The 15,972-nt window shown below is 42.6% G+C and carries 12 protein-coding genes; 11 read left to right on the top strand and 1 reads right to left on the bottom strand.

From position 1 onward, the window contains the following. Positions 1-32: 32 nt before the first annotated feature. The 7 genes from HLI_RS01050 to HLI_RS01020 are packed head-to-tail and all read left to right on the top strand — an operon-like array spanning position 33 to position 7,688. On the top strand, positions 33-1,175 hold the full coding sequence (locus tag HLI_RS01050) for an acyl-CoA dehydrogenase (protein ID WP_128522648.1): 1,143 nt from the start codon (positions 33-35) through the stop codon (positions 1,173-1,175). 21 nt (positions 1,176-1,196) lie between these two features. Then, positions 1,197-2,837, top strand: a complete 1,641-nt coding sequence (locus tag HLI_RS01045; protein WP_128522647.1) for an AMP-binding protein — start codon at positions 1,197-1,199, stop codon at positions 2,835-2,837. Between the two features lie 16 nt (positions 2,838-2,853). After that, the gene (locus HLI_RS01040) at positions 2,854-4,209 is read left to right on the top strand and encodes an acetyl-CoA carboxylase biotin carboxylase subunit (RefSeq protein WP_128522646.1); all 1,356 of its coding nucleotides are present in this window, start codon (positions 2,854-2,856) and stop codon (positions 4,207-4,209) included. A 12-nt stretch (positions 4,210-4,221) separates the two neighbouring features. Then, positions 4,222-4,434 carry an acetyl-CoA carboxylase biotin carboxyl carrier protein subunit gene (locus HLI_RS01035; protein WP_128522645.1) on the top strand — a complete coding sequence of 71 codons (213 nt, stop codon included), beginning with the start codon at positions 4,222-4,224 and terminating at the stop codon, positions 4,432-4,434. A 15-nt stretch (positions 4,435-4,449) separates the two neighbouring features. Next, positions 4,450-5,358, top strand: a complete 909-nt coding sequence (locus HLI_RS01030) for a hydroxymethylglutaryl-CoA lyase (protein WP_128522644.1) — start codon at positions 4,450-4,452, stop codon at positions 5,356-5,358. 3 nt (positions 5,359-5,361) lie between these two features. Then, positions 5,362-6,144, top strand: a complete 783-nt coding sequence (locus tag HLI_RS01025) for an enoyl-CoA hydratase-related protein (protein WP_128522643.1) — start codon at positions 5,362-5,364, stop codon at positions 6,142-6,144. Between the two features lie 14 nt (positions 6,145-6,158). Continuing rightward, positions 6,159-7,688, top strand: coding sequence for an acyl-CoA carboxylase subunit beta (locus HLI_RS01020; protein WP_128522642.1), 1,530 nt, complete (start codon positions 6,159-6,161; stop codon positions 7,686-7,688). Between the two features lie 58 nt (positions 7,689-7,746). On the opposite strand, the gene HLI_RS01015 is transcribed toward HLI_RS01020, so the two are convergent. Next, positions 7,747-9,708, bottom strand: coding sequence for an AMP-binding protein (locus HLI_RS01015; protein ID WP_128522641.1), 1,962 nt, complete (start codon positions 9,706-9,708; stop codon positions 7,747-7,749). Positions 9,709-9,907: 199 nt separating this feature from the next. On the opposite strand from HLI_RS01015, the gene HLI_RS01010 reads away from it, so the two are divergent. The 4 genes from HLI_RS01010 (at position 9,908) to HLI_RS00995 (ending at position 15,968) form a co-directional block, all read left to right on the top strand. Then, positions 9,908-11,440 carry a flotillin family protein gene (locus tag HLI_RS01010; RefSeq protein WP_128522640.1) on the top strand — a complete coding sequence of 511 codons (1,533 nt, stop codon included), beginning with the start codon at positions 9,908-9,910 and terminating at the stop codon, positions 11,438-11,440. Positions 11,441-11,766: 326 nt separating this feature from the next. Beyond that, a complete protein-coding gene (locus tag HLI_RS01005) occupies positions 11,767-12,915 on the top strand; it encodes an NAD-dependent epimerase/dehydratase family protein (RefSeq protein WP_128522639.1) in 1,149 nt (382 codons plus the stop codon). A gap of 13 nt (positions 12,916-12,928) precedes the next feature. Next, positions 12,929-14,092: a glycosyltransferase family 4 protein gene (locus HLI_RS01000; RefSeq protein ID WP_128522638.1), complete on the top strand. Its 1,164-nt coding sequence runs from the start codon at positions 12,929-12,931 to the stop codon at positions 14,090-14,092. Positions 14,093-15,422: 1,330 nt separating this feature from the next. Beyond that, positions 15,423-15,968, top strand: a complete 546-nt coding sequence (locus tag HLI_RS00995) for a C40 family peptidase (protein WP_128522637.1) — start codon at positions 15,423-15,425, stop codon at positions 15,966-15,968. Positions 15,969-15,972: the final 4 nt, after the last annotated feature.

The following is a 15,972-nucleotide window of genomic DNA, read 5'->3' as shown; positions in this document are numbered from 1 at the left end:
CAGTCGGTCTTTATTCCTTGAGGAGGAATCACATGAATTTTGAATTGACGAAAGAACAAGAGATGACTAGAAAAATGGTTCGCGATTTTGCTGAGAACGTCATTGGTCCGAGGGCGGTGGATATTGATAGAAATGCAGAATTTCCGCAGGACATTTTTGAAGAGATGGGAAAACTTGGTTTGCTGGGCATTCCTTTTCCTGAAGAATATGGAGGATCGGGAGGCGATACGACCAGCTATGCTCTGGCTGTAGAAGAAATAGGCAGAGTGTGTGGTTCGACAGGTCTCAGCTATGCTGCTGCTGTCTCGCTCGGTGCCAGCCCGATTTACTATTTCGGTACAGAAGATCAAAAACATGAATTTCTGATCCCGCTTGCAAAAGGGGAGGCCCTTGCTTCCTTTGGATTGACTGAACCGAATGCGGGTTCTGACGCAGGAGGAACGAAAACACGTGCCGAATTAAAAGGGGACCATTATGTCATTAATGGGGAAAAGTGTTGGATTACGAATGCTGAATATGCGAGGTCCATCACTGTTACAGCCGTTTCTGGTAAAAGGGATGACGGAAAGAACATCATTTCCGCATTCATTGTTCCAAAAGATTCACCGGGCATGACGATTACAAGTCCTTACGAAAAAATGGGTGTCCGGGGCTCCAACACATCTGAAATTGTCTTAGAAGATGTCAAAGTACCGAAAGAAAATATCCTTGGCGACCCACAAAAAGGCTTTAAACAGTTTTTGCACACCCTTGATGGCGGACGTATTTCCATAGCAGCGTTAGCGGTGGGAATCGCTCAAGCCTCCCTGGATCGTGCATTGGCGTATGCGAAAGAGAGAAAACAGTTCGGGCAGCCGATTTCTAAATTTCAGGCGATCCAGTTCAAGCTAGCCGACATGGCGATGGAAGTCGAACTTGCGCGGAACATGGTGTTAAAAGCGGCCTGGTTGAAAGATCAGGGGAAAAACTTCACGAAAGAATCCGCTTATGCCAAACTGTTCGCCTCTGAAACTGCTTTCCGATCGGCAAATCAGGCGATTCAGATTCACGGTGGGTATGGCTATATGAGGGAATATGAAGTTGAGAGATTTTTGCGCGATGCGAAGCTGCTTGAAATCGGTGAAGGGACATCTGAAATCCAACGTATGGTCATTGCCCGTCAACTTGGTTGTTAAAAAAACGAAGGAGGAAGCCACATGCCACTTTTAGAAGAGACAGTTGGTGAATTGTTAGAAAGGCAAGCGGAGTCATATCCCGATCACGAAGCACTTGTATATCCCGAAAAAAATTTGAGAAAAACGTATTCAGAATTCAATGAGATGACGAATGAAGTTGCTAAAGGACTGATGGCCCTGGGAATTGACAAAGGGGAACATATGGCCGTTTGGTCAGATAACAAACCTGAATGGCTTCTATCTCAATTCGCTTCAGGGAAAATGGGTGGTGTCTTAGTAACCGTAAACACTAACTATCGGGCACAGGAACTGGAGTATCTTCTGAAACAGTCGGATGCATCGACATTGATTTTAGCCGAAGATTTCAAGGGGACGTCCTACATCAATATCCTGAAAGAAATCTGTCCTGAACTTGAAACTTCAGAAAAAGGAGATTTACAAAGCGCCCGCCTACCCTTTTTGAAGAATGTCGTTGTTTTAAGCGAAAAATCCCATCGTGGATGCTATACCTGGCAGGATCTGCTCGACATGGGCCTGACCATCAGTGACGAAGAATTGAATGAACGGAAACGGTCGCTTTCCTACAGAGATGTCATTAACATGCAGTACACTTCTGGGACTACAGGTTTTCCTAAAGGGGTCATGCTGAGTCATTACAACATTGTCAATAATGGAAACCAGGTGGCCGATTGCATGCGTCTGACAGAAGAAGACCGTTTGTGCATCCCTGTCCCATTTTTCCACTGTTTCGGTTGTGTGTTAGGCACAATGGCTGCTGTATCTAAAGGAACTACGATGGTCATTTTAGAACAGTTCGATCCAGAGAAAGTGTTGCGTGCGGTCAAGGAAGAAAAATGCACCGCCTTGCATGGTGTCCCGACGATGTTCATCGCTGAGTTGAACCATCCAGACTATGAAGAGTTGAAACCGACGACGTTGAGAACAGGCATCATGGCTGGATCCACTTGTCCAATGGAAGTGATGAAAAGTGTGATTGATGATATGGGAGCAGAAGAAATTACGATTGCTTACGGGCAAACAGAGTCTTCACCAGTCATCACGCAAACAAAAGCCGACGACCCGATCGATCTTCGCGTAAGCAGCGTTGGCCGTGTACATCCAAATGTAGAAGTGAAAGTCATCGAACCTGCTACAGGAGAAGAAGTTGAACCCGGTATTCCCGGCGAACTATGTACTCGAGGATATTTGGTGATGGAAGGGTATTACAAAAATGAAGAAGCGACGAGTGCTGCGATAGACCCTGATGGCTGGCTCCATACCGGAGATATTGCTGTTATGGATGAAAGCGGTTATGTTGAAATCACCGGACGGATCAAAGATATGATCATTCGCGGTGGTGAGAACGTATACCCGAGAGAGATCGAAGAATTCTTATATCAGCATCCTGATGTCCTGGACGTTCAAGTCGTCGGTATTCCAGATGAAAAATATGGGGAAGAGATCATGGCGTGGATTATTCCTAAACAAAATGTATCCATTGATGAAAGCGATATCAGAGAATTTTGTTCTGGTAAAATCTCTAAACATAAAATTCCACGGTACATTACATTCACGGAAGAATATCCGATGACAGCGAGTGGGAAAATCCAGAAATTCAGACTTAGAGAAGATGCATTAGAAATGATGAATCTGAAATCTTAAAAGAGGGGGGATCGTTATGTTTACAAAAATATTGATCGCGAATCGTGGGGAAATCGCTTCCCGCATTATTAGAACCTGCAAACGTTTGAACATCAAAGCTGTTGCCGTCTATTCAGAGGCAGATCAAACAGCACCTTATGTACAGCTTGCTGACGAAAGTTATTTAATAGGGAAACCCCGCGTCAACGAGTCCTATCTGAACATAGAAAAAATATTGAGAGTAGCAAAAGAATCCGGAGCGGAAGCCATTCATCCCGGGTATGGACTGCTTAGTGAGAATGCAGAGTTCGCGCGTCAAACAGAAGCGGCCGGACTTACTTTCATTGGGCCGGATGCGGATGTGATTTCTAAAATGGGTGATAAAATCGCTGCCCGTGCAGAAATGAAAAAGGCGGGAGTGCCTATCATACCCGGAACAGAAGATGCCGTAGCTACTGCAGAAGATGCTAAACAACTGGCCGTAGACTTCGGGTATCCGGTCATGCTGAAAGCAGCAGCTGGTGGCGGTGGTATTGGTATGCAGGCTGTTTACAACGATGAGGAACTTGAAAAGGCTTTTGAAGGGAACTCGAAACGAGCCCAGGCGTTTTTCGGTGATGGAAAGATGTTCATCGAAAAATTGATTGAGGATCCAAGACATATCGAGATCCAGGTTTTAGCAGATTCTCATGGCCATGCTGTCCATTTATTCGAAAGGGAATGCTCCATCCAGCGACGTCATCAAAAAGTCGTAGAAGAAGCTCCTTCCCCGGAACTTACTGATGAGACACGTCAGAAGATGGGGGAAAGCGCGTTACAGGCTGTGAAAACATTAGGCTATACCAATGCAGGGACAATCGAGTTCCTTGTGGACGATGATGAAAACTTTTACTTCCTGGAAATGAACACAAGGCTGCAGGTCGAACACCCTGTCACAGAGCAAATTACAGGCATCGATCTAGTAGAACAGCAGCTCAAAGTAGCCGCAGGAGAGAAATTATCTATTGAACAAAATGATTTGGTCATCGATGGACATGCGATCGAAGTACGGATTTACGCCGAAGACTCGAATACTTTTTACCCATCACCAGGTCAGTTGACTAAATTGACATTGCCCGAGGGGCCGGGGGTCCGTCATGAGCTCGCTGTAGAAGGGAACTCACAGGTCACACCTTTTTATGATCCGATGATAGCAAAATTGGTTGTTCACGGCGAAGATCGTCAGGATGCGATCGATCGACTCATCAAAGCGGTCCACGAATATGAAATTGAAGGAATCAAATCGAATCTCACTATGCTGAAGCGAGTCATCACTCATGAAAAATTCAAACAGGGTGAAACAAAAACGACTTTTATCCAAGATTACTATTTACCGACTTTGACAAACCAATGAGGAGGAAGAAAAATGAGCGAAATTAAAGCATCAATGGCAGGAAGTGTATGGAAACTAGTTGCAAAAGAAGGAGAAGAAGTGAGTGACGGTCAGGATATCGTCATTTTAGAGTCTATGAAAATGGAAATCCCTATTGCGGCAGAAACATCAGGGGTCGTGAAAGAATTGAAAGTTGGAGAAGGTGATTTCGTCAATGAAGGCGACGTCATTGCGATCATTGAATAAATAGGAGCGGATCACATGCTGGAATTGCCAGATAAAGTAACCATCAAAGAGGTCGGTCCAAGGGATGGGCTGCAAAATGAATCGGAGGAAGTACCTTTCAAAGATAAGGTGGCCTGGATTGACTTATTATCAGAAGCGGGTTATTCCTATATCGAGTTCAGTTCCTTCGTCCACCCCAAGTGGATCCCTCAATTGAAGGATGCAAGAAGTGTGGCGACATCGATCAGACGTAACCCTGAAACCACCTATGCTGCCCTTGTGCCCAATATGAAAGGTCTGGAGGCTGCATTAGAAACAGGAGTGGACGAAGTTTCTGTTTTCATGTCAGCAAGCGAAACTCATAACAAAAAAAATATTAATAAATCGATAGAGGAAACCTATCCAGTTTTAGAAGAAGTCGTCAAAATGGCGAAACAGGAAAGCAAAACAGTGCGCGGGTATGTGTCTACTGTTTTCGGCTGTCCTTATGAAGGTGATGTTCCTGTTGAACAAGTAGCTGAGGTGAGTGAGAAATTACTGAGTATGGGAATTGACGAGCTTTCTCTTGGAGATACAATCGGTGTTGCGAATCCGAAGCAAGTTGACGACGTCTTACCAAGGCTGCAGGAAAGACTTTCTTTCGATCGGATTGCGATGCATTTTCATAATACGAGAGGGATGGCTTTAGCGAACGTACTGGTCTCTCTTCAACATGGCATCACTACATTCGATGCTTCCTTAGGCGGTCTCGGAGGTTGTCCGTATGCCAAAGGAGCTTCAGGTAACTTAGCGACAGATGACCTTGTGCATATGCTCCATAAGATGGGAATTGAAACAGGGATCGATGAGCAAAAGTTGAAAGAAGCAGGAGATTATATTCAAAAGGTGTTGAAACAATCTCTTCCCAGTCATCAAATGCAAGTCTTGAATAAAGAAAGGGTGTGACAGATGCCATCACTTGTATCTTTAGAAGAGGTTGAACCACATGTCTATTTATTAATGTTGAAGCGTCCAGAAGCTGCGAATGCTCTGTCAATTCGCCTCTTGGATGATTTAGCTGAAAAAGCAGAAGAAATTAAACGGCGCCCTGAAATTCGTGTCGTCTTAATCACAGGTGAAGGGAACAAAGCCTTTTGTGCAGGAGCAGATTTGAAAGAGCGCTCAACAATGTCTGATGATGAAGTCATTCAAACGGTTCGGAAAATCGGCGACACGATCCGGCTGGTAGAAGAAATTCCAGTTCCGACCATCGGACTTCTCAATGGTGTAGCATTTGGCGGCGGGCTGGAGCTTGCTCTCGCCTGTGATCTCCGCATCATGAGCACATCAGCAAAAGTCGGATTGACAGAAACTTCTCTTGCTATCATTCCAGGTGCCGGCGGGACCCAAAGACTGACAAAATTGATTGGCCTCGGGAAAGCAAAAGCGATGATCTATTCGGCTAAAGCTGTGGAAGCGGATCGCGCTCATAAGCTCGGTCTTGTTGAATACATCCATGAGCCGCAATTCCTCATGCAGGAAGCGAAAGATTTCGCTTCAACCATCGCTCGCAATGGGCCAGTAGCGATCAGACAGGCGAAGAAAGCGATTAATGAAGGTTTTGACGCAAAATTGGAAGATGGATTGAAGATTGAGCGTGCCTGCTATGAAAAGACGATCCCTACTTCCGACCGGATCGAAGGCCTTCAAGCTTTTAAAGAAAAAAGGAAGCCTGAATATAAAGGAGAGTAAAGGTGGAGAAAACGATGTCTATAAACCAAACCTTAGAAGAGAAAACCAAAAAAATCGCTTCTGGCGGTGCTGATAAATACCATGAAAAGAATACGGAAAAAGGAAAAATGTTCGTGCGGGAAAGACTGAATCTATTATTCGATGAGGATATGGATGTGGAAGATGCTTTCTTCGCGAATTGTCAAGATGAGTCCCTGCCAGCAGATGGAGTCGTTACCGGGATTGGAAGAATCAATGGAGAAAAAGTATGTGTGATGGCGAATGATTCAACAGTCAAAGCGGGATCATGGGGAGCACGGACAGTTGAAAAAATCATCCGCATTCAGGAAACTGCTTTGAAATTGAATCTTCCGATGCTTTACTTGGTAGACTCTGCGGGAGCCAGAATCACAGACCAAGTGGAAATGTTCCCGAATCGCCGGGGAGCTGGACGGATCTTTCATAACCAGATCAAGCTCTCTGGCCGTGTGCCTCAAGTGTGTCTGCTATTCGGACCCTCTGCAGCTGGTGGTGCCTACATACCTGCCTTCTGTGACATCGTAGTCATGGTCGATGGCAATGCCTCTATGTATTTAGGCTCGCCGCGAATGGCTGAAAAAGTGATCGGAGAAAAAGTATCCCTTGAAGAAATGGGCGGGGCGAACATGCATTGTTCTGTCTCCGGTTGTGGAGACGTTCTTGCTAAAGACGAAAGTGATGCGATAGCTTTTGCTAGAAAATATATGGGTTACTTCCCGCAAAGTTATCGTGAATTGCCTGCGAAACAAGAATCATTGCAGCCGGCAGCTTTCGACAAATCCATTAAAGAGTTGATCCCTGAAAATCAAAATGCTCCATTCGATATGTATCAACTGATCGAGCGCCTGATCGATGAAGATAGTTTTTGTGAAATCAAGAAAAAATTTGCTCCAGAGCTTATTACAGGATTATCAAGAATAGAAGGTCGGCCTGTCGGTATCATCGCGAACCAGCCTAGGGCTAAAGGTGGCGTATTGTTTCCAGACTCAGCGGACAAGGCAGCGAAATTCATCCAGTTATGTGACGCCTTCAACATTCCGTTATTATTCCTTGCAGATATACCGGGCTTCATGATCGGTACGAAAGTGGAACGTGCTGGGATCATCCGGCATGGTGCGAAAATGCTTTCTGCCATGAGTGAAGCGACCGTTCCTAAAATTTCAGTCGTTGTAAGAAAAGCATATGGTGCAGGATTGTATGCAATGGCAGGTCCAGCATTTGAACCGGATGCTTGCCTGGCTTTACCTACTGCACAAATCGCAGTGATGGGTCCTGAAGCTGCCGTGAATGCTGTTTATGCAAATAAGATCGCTCAGTTACCAGAAGAAGATCGCCCTGCGTTCATTAAAGAAAAGCACGAGGAGTATAAAGAAAACATTGATATATACCGACTCGCTTCTGAGATGGTCATCGATGATATCGTCCAGCCGGATCGACTCCGAGAAGAATTGTCTATCCGTTATGATTCTTACGAGACGAAGGGTATATCATTCACCGAAAGGAAACATGGTGTATATCCAGTTTAAAACGCCTGGACCATCAAAAAGCCCTGGATCAAAATCTGATCCAGGGCTTTTTATGTGGTTAAGAACTAGTTGATGTGCCTTGTCCGATACGACGGATTTGTTCAACGCTGTCCGGATTTTCTAAAGCACTCAAGTCACCAGCTGGTTCATTCAGATAAGCCGTTTTAATAGCACGTCTCATCACTTTTGCATTCCGGGTTTTCGGGAGATCATCGACTATGAACAGTTTTTTCGGAGCTAACGCTTTTCCGAGCTTTTGTTCGAGATGATTTTTCAATTGTGTTAATAAGTCTTCTGATGGTTCTGTATCCGGTTTAGTAACGACGAAAGCAATCGGTTCTTCGCCTTTTATATCATGTGGAACACCGACAACACCTGCTTCAATGACTGCCTTATGCTCTACAAGGACCGATTCGACCTCGGCAGGTCCTAACCGTTTACCAGCTACATTCAAAACGTCATCTGATCTTCCTGTAATTGTGTAATAACCTTCTTCGTCTTTGATGACCCAATCCCCATGGACCCACGTATCTTTGAAGCGGCTCCAATATGTTTGCTCATAGCGTTCGTCATCTTCGAAAAAGCTGTTTGTCATCCCGACCCATGGCTTAAGCAGTACAAGTTCACCGACTTCATTAAGTAGCGGCTGCCCGCTTTCATCAAATACATTTACATCCATCCCAGGGAGGGCAGCATTGAAGGTCACAGGCTGAATCGGCTTGACGAGGACATTACCTAAAATCCCACCGGATATTTCAGTGCCGCCTGAATAATTGAAAATCGGTACTTTTTGATTTCCGGCATGCTTGAATAACCAGTTCCATGGTTCTGTATTCCATGGCTCGCCTGTAGATCCGATCAGTTTCAATGAACTCAAATCATGTTTTTCAATCCATTGTTCCCCGTGTTTCATCATCGATCTTATCAGTGTGGGAGAAATCCCCAGATGGGTCACTTGATAATTTTCGACTAAGTCCCATAAACGATCAGGTTCTGGGTAGTCCGGAGTCCCTTCAAACATGACGATGGATGCACCGTTCATCAGACCTCCGTACACGAGGAATGGGCCCATCATCCATCCCATATCTGTATACCAGAACAATGTGTCATCTTTTGAGAGATCCATGCAAATCCCGGCATCAAAAGCCGATTTGATCGGAAAACCTGCGTGTGTATGTACCGCGCCTTTAGGTTTCCCTGTCGTACCGGAAGTATAGATCAGCATGAAAGGGTCATCAGTCTTTTTCACCGCAGTATTGTAAACGGTTTCATTTTTTTGCAGATGAGACCATGGCAGATCACGATATTCATTCCAAGCTATTTCATTGCCTGCACGTTCTACTACGAAGACATGCTCTAAAGATGGACACTGATCAGCAGCGAGGTCAGCTTCATCTTTCATTGGAATCGTTTTGCCTCGCCTGTAAAAACCGTCAGCAGTTATGAGTGCTTTCGCTTTCGATGCTTGAATTCTGGTAGCAATCGCATCTGCTTTGTATCCTGAGAAAGCAGGGGAAAAGACAGCCCCGACTTTGGAGACAGCAAGCATGGCGATCAGCGTTTCAGGTAGCATCGGCATATAGAGTGTGACGACGTCTCCGTGTGTAATGCCGTTATTTTCAAAACCGTTCGCAATCGCATTTACTTCCTGTTGGAGTTCTTCATAGGTATATTCACGCTTATCTCCATTGTCTCCTTCCCAGTAAAGAGCGACATCATCTTTTTTAGAAGGATCTTCTGCCCATTTATCCAAAGCGTTGTGAGCTACGTTCAGTTCGCCATCGACGAACCAATTTGGATAAGCGATTCCATTAGACGTATCTAACGTTTCTTTGTATGGAGTGTACCATTCAATTCCCAACTCCTGGACTGCTTCATCCCAGAGCCAATCAATATCGTTCACGGATTTTTTCTGAAAGTCTTCGTAATCAGTATAACCATGTTTCTTCATCCATTGATAAAGCCGAGTTCTTTCTTTTTGTTCTGCTGTAGGTATCCAGGCGTTTTCATATGTACTCATTATATCTCCTCCTTTTTTCAGAAAAATCCTACTTTTATTATACCTGAAAGAAACATTGGGATGAATGGTTGTACATTTTTCACAAAGAAATTATCTGTCGGATATTGCAAATCAAGTGAAACTTCTATAGGGTGGAAATCGTTATGGTATATAACACCTTTTATTACAAAAATAGGGGAAAAGAAAAGGAGTGAAGGATATGTTTGAAGGAGCCTTGTTTTTATTGATCCTGGGAGTGATTGGAGTTGTTGCTCTGGTCGGTGGTATCATCACCTTCATTATTTTCCGCTTGCGCTACAAAACGGCAAGCTCAAATGAAGCTCTCATCGTAACCGGTCCGAAATTAGGTGACCCGGAACGTGAGAAGAACGTATTTGAAGATGACAATGGCAGGTCTGTGAAAATCATCAGAGGTGGCGGATATCGGCTTCGTATGTTCCAAACCGTTACACCGATTGATTTGACTTCATTTCAACTGCAAGTCAATTCGGAAAAAGCTTATACGAAAGAAGGAATTCCTGTAAGCGTGGTTAGTACAGCTGTCATCAGTATCGGCAGTGAACTTGAAATCATGGCGAATTTCGCAGAGAAGTTCTTAGGTAAAAAGCAGAAGGAAAGAGAATCAGAACTGAAAGATGTGTTAAATGGACATTTACGTTCCATAATCGCTTCTCTTCCCATTGAAAAGATCTATAACGATTTCAAAGAAGTCAATACACAGGTGAAAAAAATCGCTGAATCAGATCTTAAAGGAATGGGATTTGAAATCACATCATTCGCTTTGAATGATGTGGAAGATGTTGATGAGGAGAACGGTTATATCGATGCATTAGGACGCCCCCACATCGCTGAAGTACAAAAGAAAGCGAATATGGCAGAATCAGATGCAACGAAAGAAACTAAAATCTACCAGGCGAAAAATGATCAGGAAGCACAAGATGAAGAAAACCGGCGTTTGACTGCTGTTGCAGAATCGACGAAAGAAAAAGATATCAAAGAAGCGGAGTTCCAGAAAGATACGAACCGTGCTAGAGCAAACGCAGATCAAGCCGGAGAACTTGAGCGCCAAAAACTAGCCCAGCAAATCAAAGAAGAAGAGTTGAAAGTCGAGTATATCGAGAAACAACGAGGCGTAGAACTTGAAGAAGAAGAGAATAAACGCCGCCGTTCAATTGCAGATGCTGAAGCTTATGAGGTAACGAAACGTGCCCAGGCGGAAGCGGATAACGAAAGAATCAAAGGTGAATCAGAAGCGGAAGTCATCCGACAACGAGGAATAGCAGAAGCAGAATCCAAAGAACGGATGGCCAAGGCTATGGAACATTATGGCGAAGCAGCCATCATGGAAATGTTAATTAAAGTATTGCCTGAATACGCAGAGAAAGTCTCCGCACCGATCAGTCAAATCAAAGATATGAAAGTGATTGATATGGGTGGGGCCGATTCACGCGGTGGTTCCTCTAAAGTAGCAAACAGTGTCACCTCTACGATGCTCGGCATCCAAGAATCCTTAAAAGAAACCACGGGAATGGATCTGAAAGCAATGCTCGAGAGCTATGTATCCCGCGGAACTGTCAATAATTTCAGTTCTAATGAAATGGAAAACTATCAAGAAACTGCCGCATCCGAGGAAGAGCCAAAAGAGGATCAAGCAGTTGGACAGAAAGAAGATCGAGCAGAAGCACAGACAGAAGAAAATCATGTAGATACACAAACGAAGGAAGATTCGTGAACTTATCCATGACTCAGGTCCAATGAAGCATGTAAAGCCTCCGGGTTTTGCATGTTTTTTTGTGAAAATGTTTAGAAACATAGTTGCCAGGGGTAATATAAGTCTCAGGTATAGGAAGGTGAATGCTTGATTCTTATACATAAAAGCAGTTTAACAATGAATTTATTGTTTCAAAATTGAATTAATGGTAAAGTCAAAAACGTAGAGACAATGACTCCAGGCTAGGGCTCAAATAGAGATGAACATAATATGAGTACCATACCTATAGTCAAAAGTGTTATTCTATAAAGGGAATAAGAAAGCTAGACGTAACTAGGAGGTAGATTATGAGGATTATTGTAGCAGGGGGAGATGGTTTTTGCGGTTGGCCGACTGCATTGTACCTATCCAAACAAGGACATGATGTAACAATTGTAGATAATTTAGTACGGAGAGAATATGACGAAGAACTCCATTCCAATTCCGTTACACCAATCGCTTCATTGGAAGATCGTGTAGCGAAATGGAAAGAAGTTTCAGGCAATGAAATTAAAACCTATATCGGTGATCTGAATCATTACGATTTCTTACGCGAAGTATTTCGCCAAGTAGAGCCTGAAGCATTTGTACACTTTGCTGAACAGCGCTCAGCTCCATATTCCATGATCGATCGTGAGCACGCTGTTTATACACAAACAAACAATGTAATGGGGAACTTGAACGTTCTATACGCCATTAAAGAATTTGCACCAGAATGCCACTTGATAAAACTAGGAACAATGGGTGAATATGGTACTCCGAATATTGATATTGAAGAAGGGTATATTGAAGTTGAACATAAAGGCCGCAAAGATACGCTCCCGTATCCGAAGCAGCCAGGTTCATTCTATCACCTCTCTAAAGTGCATGACAGTCACAATATCATGTTCGCTTGTAAGATCTGGGGAATCCGTGCGACAGATTTGAATCAAGGCATTGTGTATGGTTTACATACAGACGAGACAAAGCTTGATCCACTACTAGTGAACCGTGTCGATTATGATGGAGTTTTCGGTACAGCTCTTAACCGTTTTATCAACCAGGCAGCCATTGGGCATGATATTACTGTTTATGGTTCAGGTGGGCAGACCCGGGCATTCCTGAACATCGAAGATACTGTCCGCTGTGTAGAAATAGCAGCAGAAAACCCAGCTGATAAAGGTGAGTTCCGTGTCTTCAACCAATTCACTGAATGGTTCTCTGTTCAAGATCTTGCTGAACGCGTACAAAAGATCGCAAAAGAGGAAGGTTTTGAAACAGAAGTCAAGAAAATTGAAAACCCTCGTATCGAAAATGAGGATCACTATTACAATGCTGTTAACACGAAGCTGCGCGATTTGGGATTAGAACCTCATTTACTTACGGATGATGTTATCCGTGATATCCTTCGTACAGCAGTTGAAAATAAAGACCGAATTATTCAAGAGAACGTATTGCCGTCAATCACTTGGAAGTAAGGAGTTTTCCGCTTTGAAAATCGCCATCATTACAGAAACATTCCTCCCATCCACAGATGGAGTAGTCACACGATTAAAAGAAGCCATCACATATCTGCGTAAACAAGAGCATGAAGTTGTTGTCATTGCTCCAGATCTTGGTGTGAAGGAGTACGAAGGGGCGGTTGTAGAAGGGGTCAAAACAACGATAATGCCATTTTACAAATCCAAAGAATTTTCCATGCCGCAAAAAAAAGTGAAGGATTTGTTGGAAAAGCACGATCCGGATCTCGTTCATGTAGTCAATCCTGCACTTGTAGGAGTCTCAGGTGTCTATTATGCAGATAAGTTGAATTATCCTTTAATCGCTTCTTATCATACTCATGTGCCAAAGTATCTGGATTATTATCGGCTTTATCCCTTCAAACCTCTTGTTTGGTGGTATTTCCGCAAATTGCACAATTATGCAGACATGAATCTCTGTACATCCAAAGCCATCAAAAAGGAACTGGATGAAAAGAATTTTTACAACGTAAGTGTCTGGGATAGGGGTGTAGCCGTCGATCATTACCATCCCCATCATAAGAATGCGGAGATGAGAATGCGTCTCTCTGGAGGTAAACCGGAAAATAAACTGTTAGTATTTGTCGGGCGGATGGCTCCAGAAAAAGAGATTGAGAAAATTAAACCTTTATTAGAGGCTAGGGATGATTTATCGTTAGCCATGGTCGGCGATGGACCAGTCAAAGATGACTTAGAAAAGACATTTGCAGGTACGAACACCGTATTTACAGGGCTCCTCCATGGAGAGGAACTAGCCCAAGCCTTTTCTTCATCTGATGCACTGATTTTCCCTTCTGTCACAGAAACGCTAGGCCTTGTTATCCTTGAAGCGATGGCTTCAGGTTTACCGGTTATCGCAGCTAAAAGCGGACCTACGATGGAACAGGTAGAAGACGGAACAAATGGTCTGTTATTCGAGAATGAAAACGTGAATAGTATGATTGAGGCGATCAATCGCTTAGAAGATGAAGAGTTATACAGTAAATTATGCAAAAATGCCAGGGAAGAAGCAGAAAAGCACAGCTGGCAAAAACCTTCTGAGCAGATTCTTGATTACTACTATGAAACATTAAAGGTTTTTGAAGAGTCACAAACAAAGAGTACAAAAAAATCAAAGGTTAAAGTCACAGAGTAAACCTCTGTGACTTTTCATTTTGGACCCCAATTTTGAAACCATAAGCAAAAGCCAGCTTGAAACGTCTTTAGCTAATACTTAGTAGCAACTCGAAACATCCAAAACAAATCATGTCAGGAACAAATGTTCGCGAGCGGTAATTTTGGCACTTTATATAAGAAAACCAGTCACTTTATATATTCTCACTTGAAACTTAGTAGCAACTCCGAAATACAAAATAAAAAACCATCTTTAAAATGTCTTAAGAACTATCCAAAGCATAGTAGGGGAGCTGTCAGCAATTTTCCGCTTATTAATTCATATTTTCATCCCTTATTGGGACACCAAAAAACACGAAGGGGGGAGACAGAATCCCAGGTGTGCTTGAGGAAGAGTTTAATATGAATAACACAGGCAGGAATTTGTTTACTTCCTGATCAAATGAAACACTCATGGGTTAGTCGAATGAATTGAAGCTAAACGGTTGAATTAGTGAAAGACAACTCGATAGTTATGTAAACAAAGTTTTGGAAACAAATATACCATGAGGTTTAGTTAGCATCTGGATTGTAATAATCAAATAGAAGCATAAAGAATAACGAGATGTAAACGAATACTTGTTTACATGAATCAGCTTAAGGATGTATAAAGAAGATTTAACTCCGGGAGACGAAGAAATTATTATCGTTAATTTACAAACACTGAAATAATAAGAAATAACAATGAACATTCTAAATACGTTATTTTCATTCTGTCTCACTATCTAGAGTATACTTGTAGATTGAGACCTGATTTAACTTTATTTTGTGACTCAGTATAATATATATTATGTAAACTAAGATTTAAATTAAAATATAACTCCTTACAAGCCTTTATGGTAACTGATCTCCCCTCGTATCTAGCTTAAATTATTACATGATCAGGATTGTTAATACTGTCATCTAATTCTAATGGTAATTAGATCTTGATTTACTAATGGTTGCTAATAAATCCTTTGTATCTATCTTAACTACGGAACCTTCCTTGTAACATGCCATAATTAGAACATATAAACTGCACTTAATTGTTTTTCTTCAGCTAACGAACGCTTTTCATCTCTGGCATCTCATTTGAATCTTTTCTATAGTAACTTCTTTTTATGAATTTAAACGAACAAACGTTCCGGGGGTCGGGATTTAAGCACTTTTCCTAATGAATTATTACGAACTTTCCTCAGATAAGCTTTCACTTTATCATCTGCTTTTCATAAGCACTACTCGAATTTCTAACCTTCCCTCCCTTTACAATTGAGTTTTTAAATTAATTGCCTTACGATTGAAGAGGTTTATCATATTAAAAAGGATCGATGTAAATGAAAAAGTTTTTATTTGTATTTGTTCTAGGATTACTCCCTTTCTATTTACGACCAAAAAAAGTCCAAGCGCCTATGATTATGCAACATGACACGACATGTTACCCTGGCTCGGATATATCCATCCTTCCTGGAGATGTATTATTTTCGCCTATAGGAAGAAAAGAATCACGTTACGTCGGTCATGTGGGTATTGTTACGGAGAATAATGAGGTTGTTCATTCTATTCCAGCTGGTTTAGCTAGGGATTCTGTGGAATTGTATTTCCATAAATTTAAAAGAGTTTCAATATACTCTCCTTTTGACCCCTCTGCAGGTGAGAAAGCCTGTGAGCACTTGGAATACTTATATCACACTAACAAGCATGCAACCTACCGTATTATGACACCTATTGGCAGCAGGAATAACGAACAATATTGTACGAAAATCATATGGCAAGCCTATTATCATGGAGCAGGTATCAACTTAGGGAAACTTTCTCAAAGATCTAAAGCTGTACACCCAGAGCGGCTAAAAGATCGTCGCCACCTCAGAAAAAAGAAATAATCAA

Origin of the sequence: Halobacillus litoralis (assembly GCF_004101865.1) — a bacterium.
GTDB lineage: Bacteria > Bacillota > Bacilli > Bacillales > Halobacillaceae > Halobacillus > Halobacillus litoralis_A.
The sequence above is the reverse complement of the archived record's forward strand: the minus strand, read 5'-3'. Positions and strand labels throughout refer to the sequence as shown.

What these genes read in the sequence shown, in the direction of transcription:
- HLI_RS01005 (WP_128522639.1), top strand. Translation starts at nt 11,767, where the DNA reads ATGAGGATTATTGTAGCAGGGGGAGATGGTTTTTGCGGTTGGCCGACT.
- HLI_RS00995 (WP_128522637.1), top strand. Translation starts at nt 15,423, where the DNA reads ATGAAAAAGTTTTTATTTGTATTTGTTCTAGGATTACTCCCTTTCTAT.
- HLI_RS01045 (WP_128522647.1), top strand. Translation starts at nt 1,197, where the DNA reads ATGCCACTTTTAGAAGAGACAGTTGGTGAATTGTTAGAAAGGCAAGCG.
- HLI_RS01040 (WP_128522646.1), top strand. Translation starts at nt 2,854, where the DNA reads ATGTTTACAAAAATATTGATCGCGAATCGTGGGGAAATCGCTTCCCGC.
- HLI_RS01015 (WP_128522641.1), bottom strand. Translation starts at nt 9,708, where the DNA reads ATGAGTACATATGAAAACGCCTGGATACCTACAGCAGAACAAAAAGAA.
- HLI_RS01030 (WP_128522644.1), top strand. Translation starts at nt 4,450, where the DNA reads ATGCTGGAATTGCCAGATAAAGTAACCATCAAAGAGGTCGGTCCAAGG.
- HLI_RS01050 (WP_128522648.1), top strand. Translation starts at nt 33, where the DNA reads ATGAATTTTGAATTGACGAAAGAACAAGAGATGACTAGAAAAATGGTT.
- HLI_RS01010 (WP_128522640.1), top strand. Translation starts at nt 9,908, where the DNA reads ATGTTTGAAGGAGCCTTGTTTTTATTGATCCTGGGAGTGATTGGAGTT.
- HLI_RS01020 (WP_128522642.1), top strand. Translation starts at nt 6,159, where the DNA reads ATGTCTATAAACCAAACCTTAGAAGAGAAAACCAAAAAAATCGCTTCT.
- HLI_RS01035 (WP_128522645.1), top strand. Translation starts at nt 4,222, where the DNA reads ATGAGCGAAATTAAAGCATCAATGGCAGGAAGTGTATGGAAACTAGTT.
- HLI_RS01025 (WP_128522643.1), top strand. Translation starts at nt 5,362, where the DNA reads ATGCCATCACTTGTATCTTTAGAAGAGGTTGAACCACATGTCTATTTA.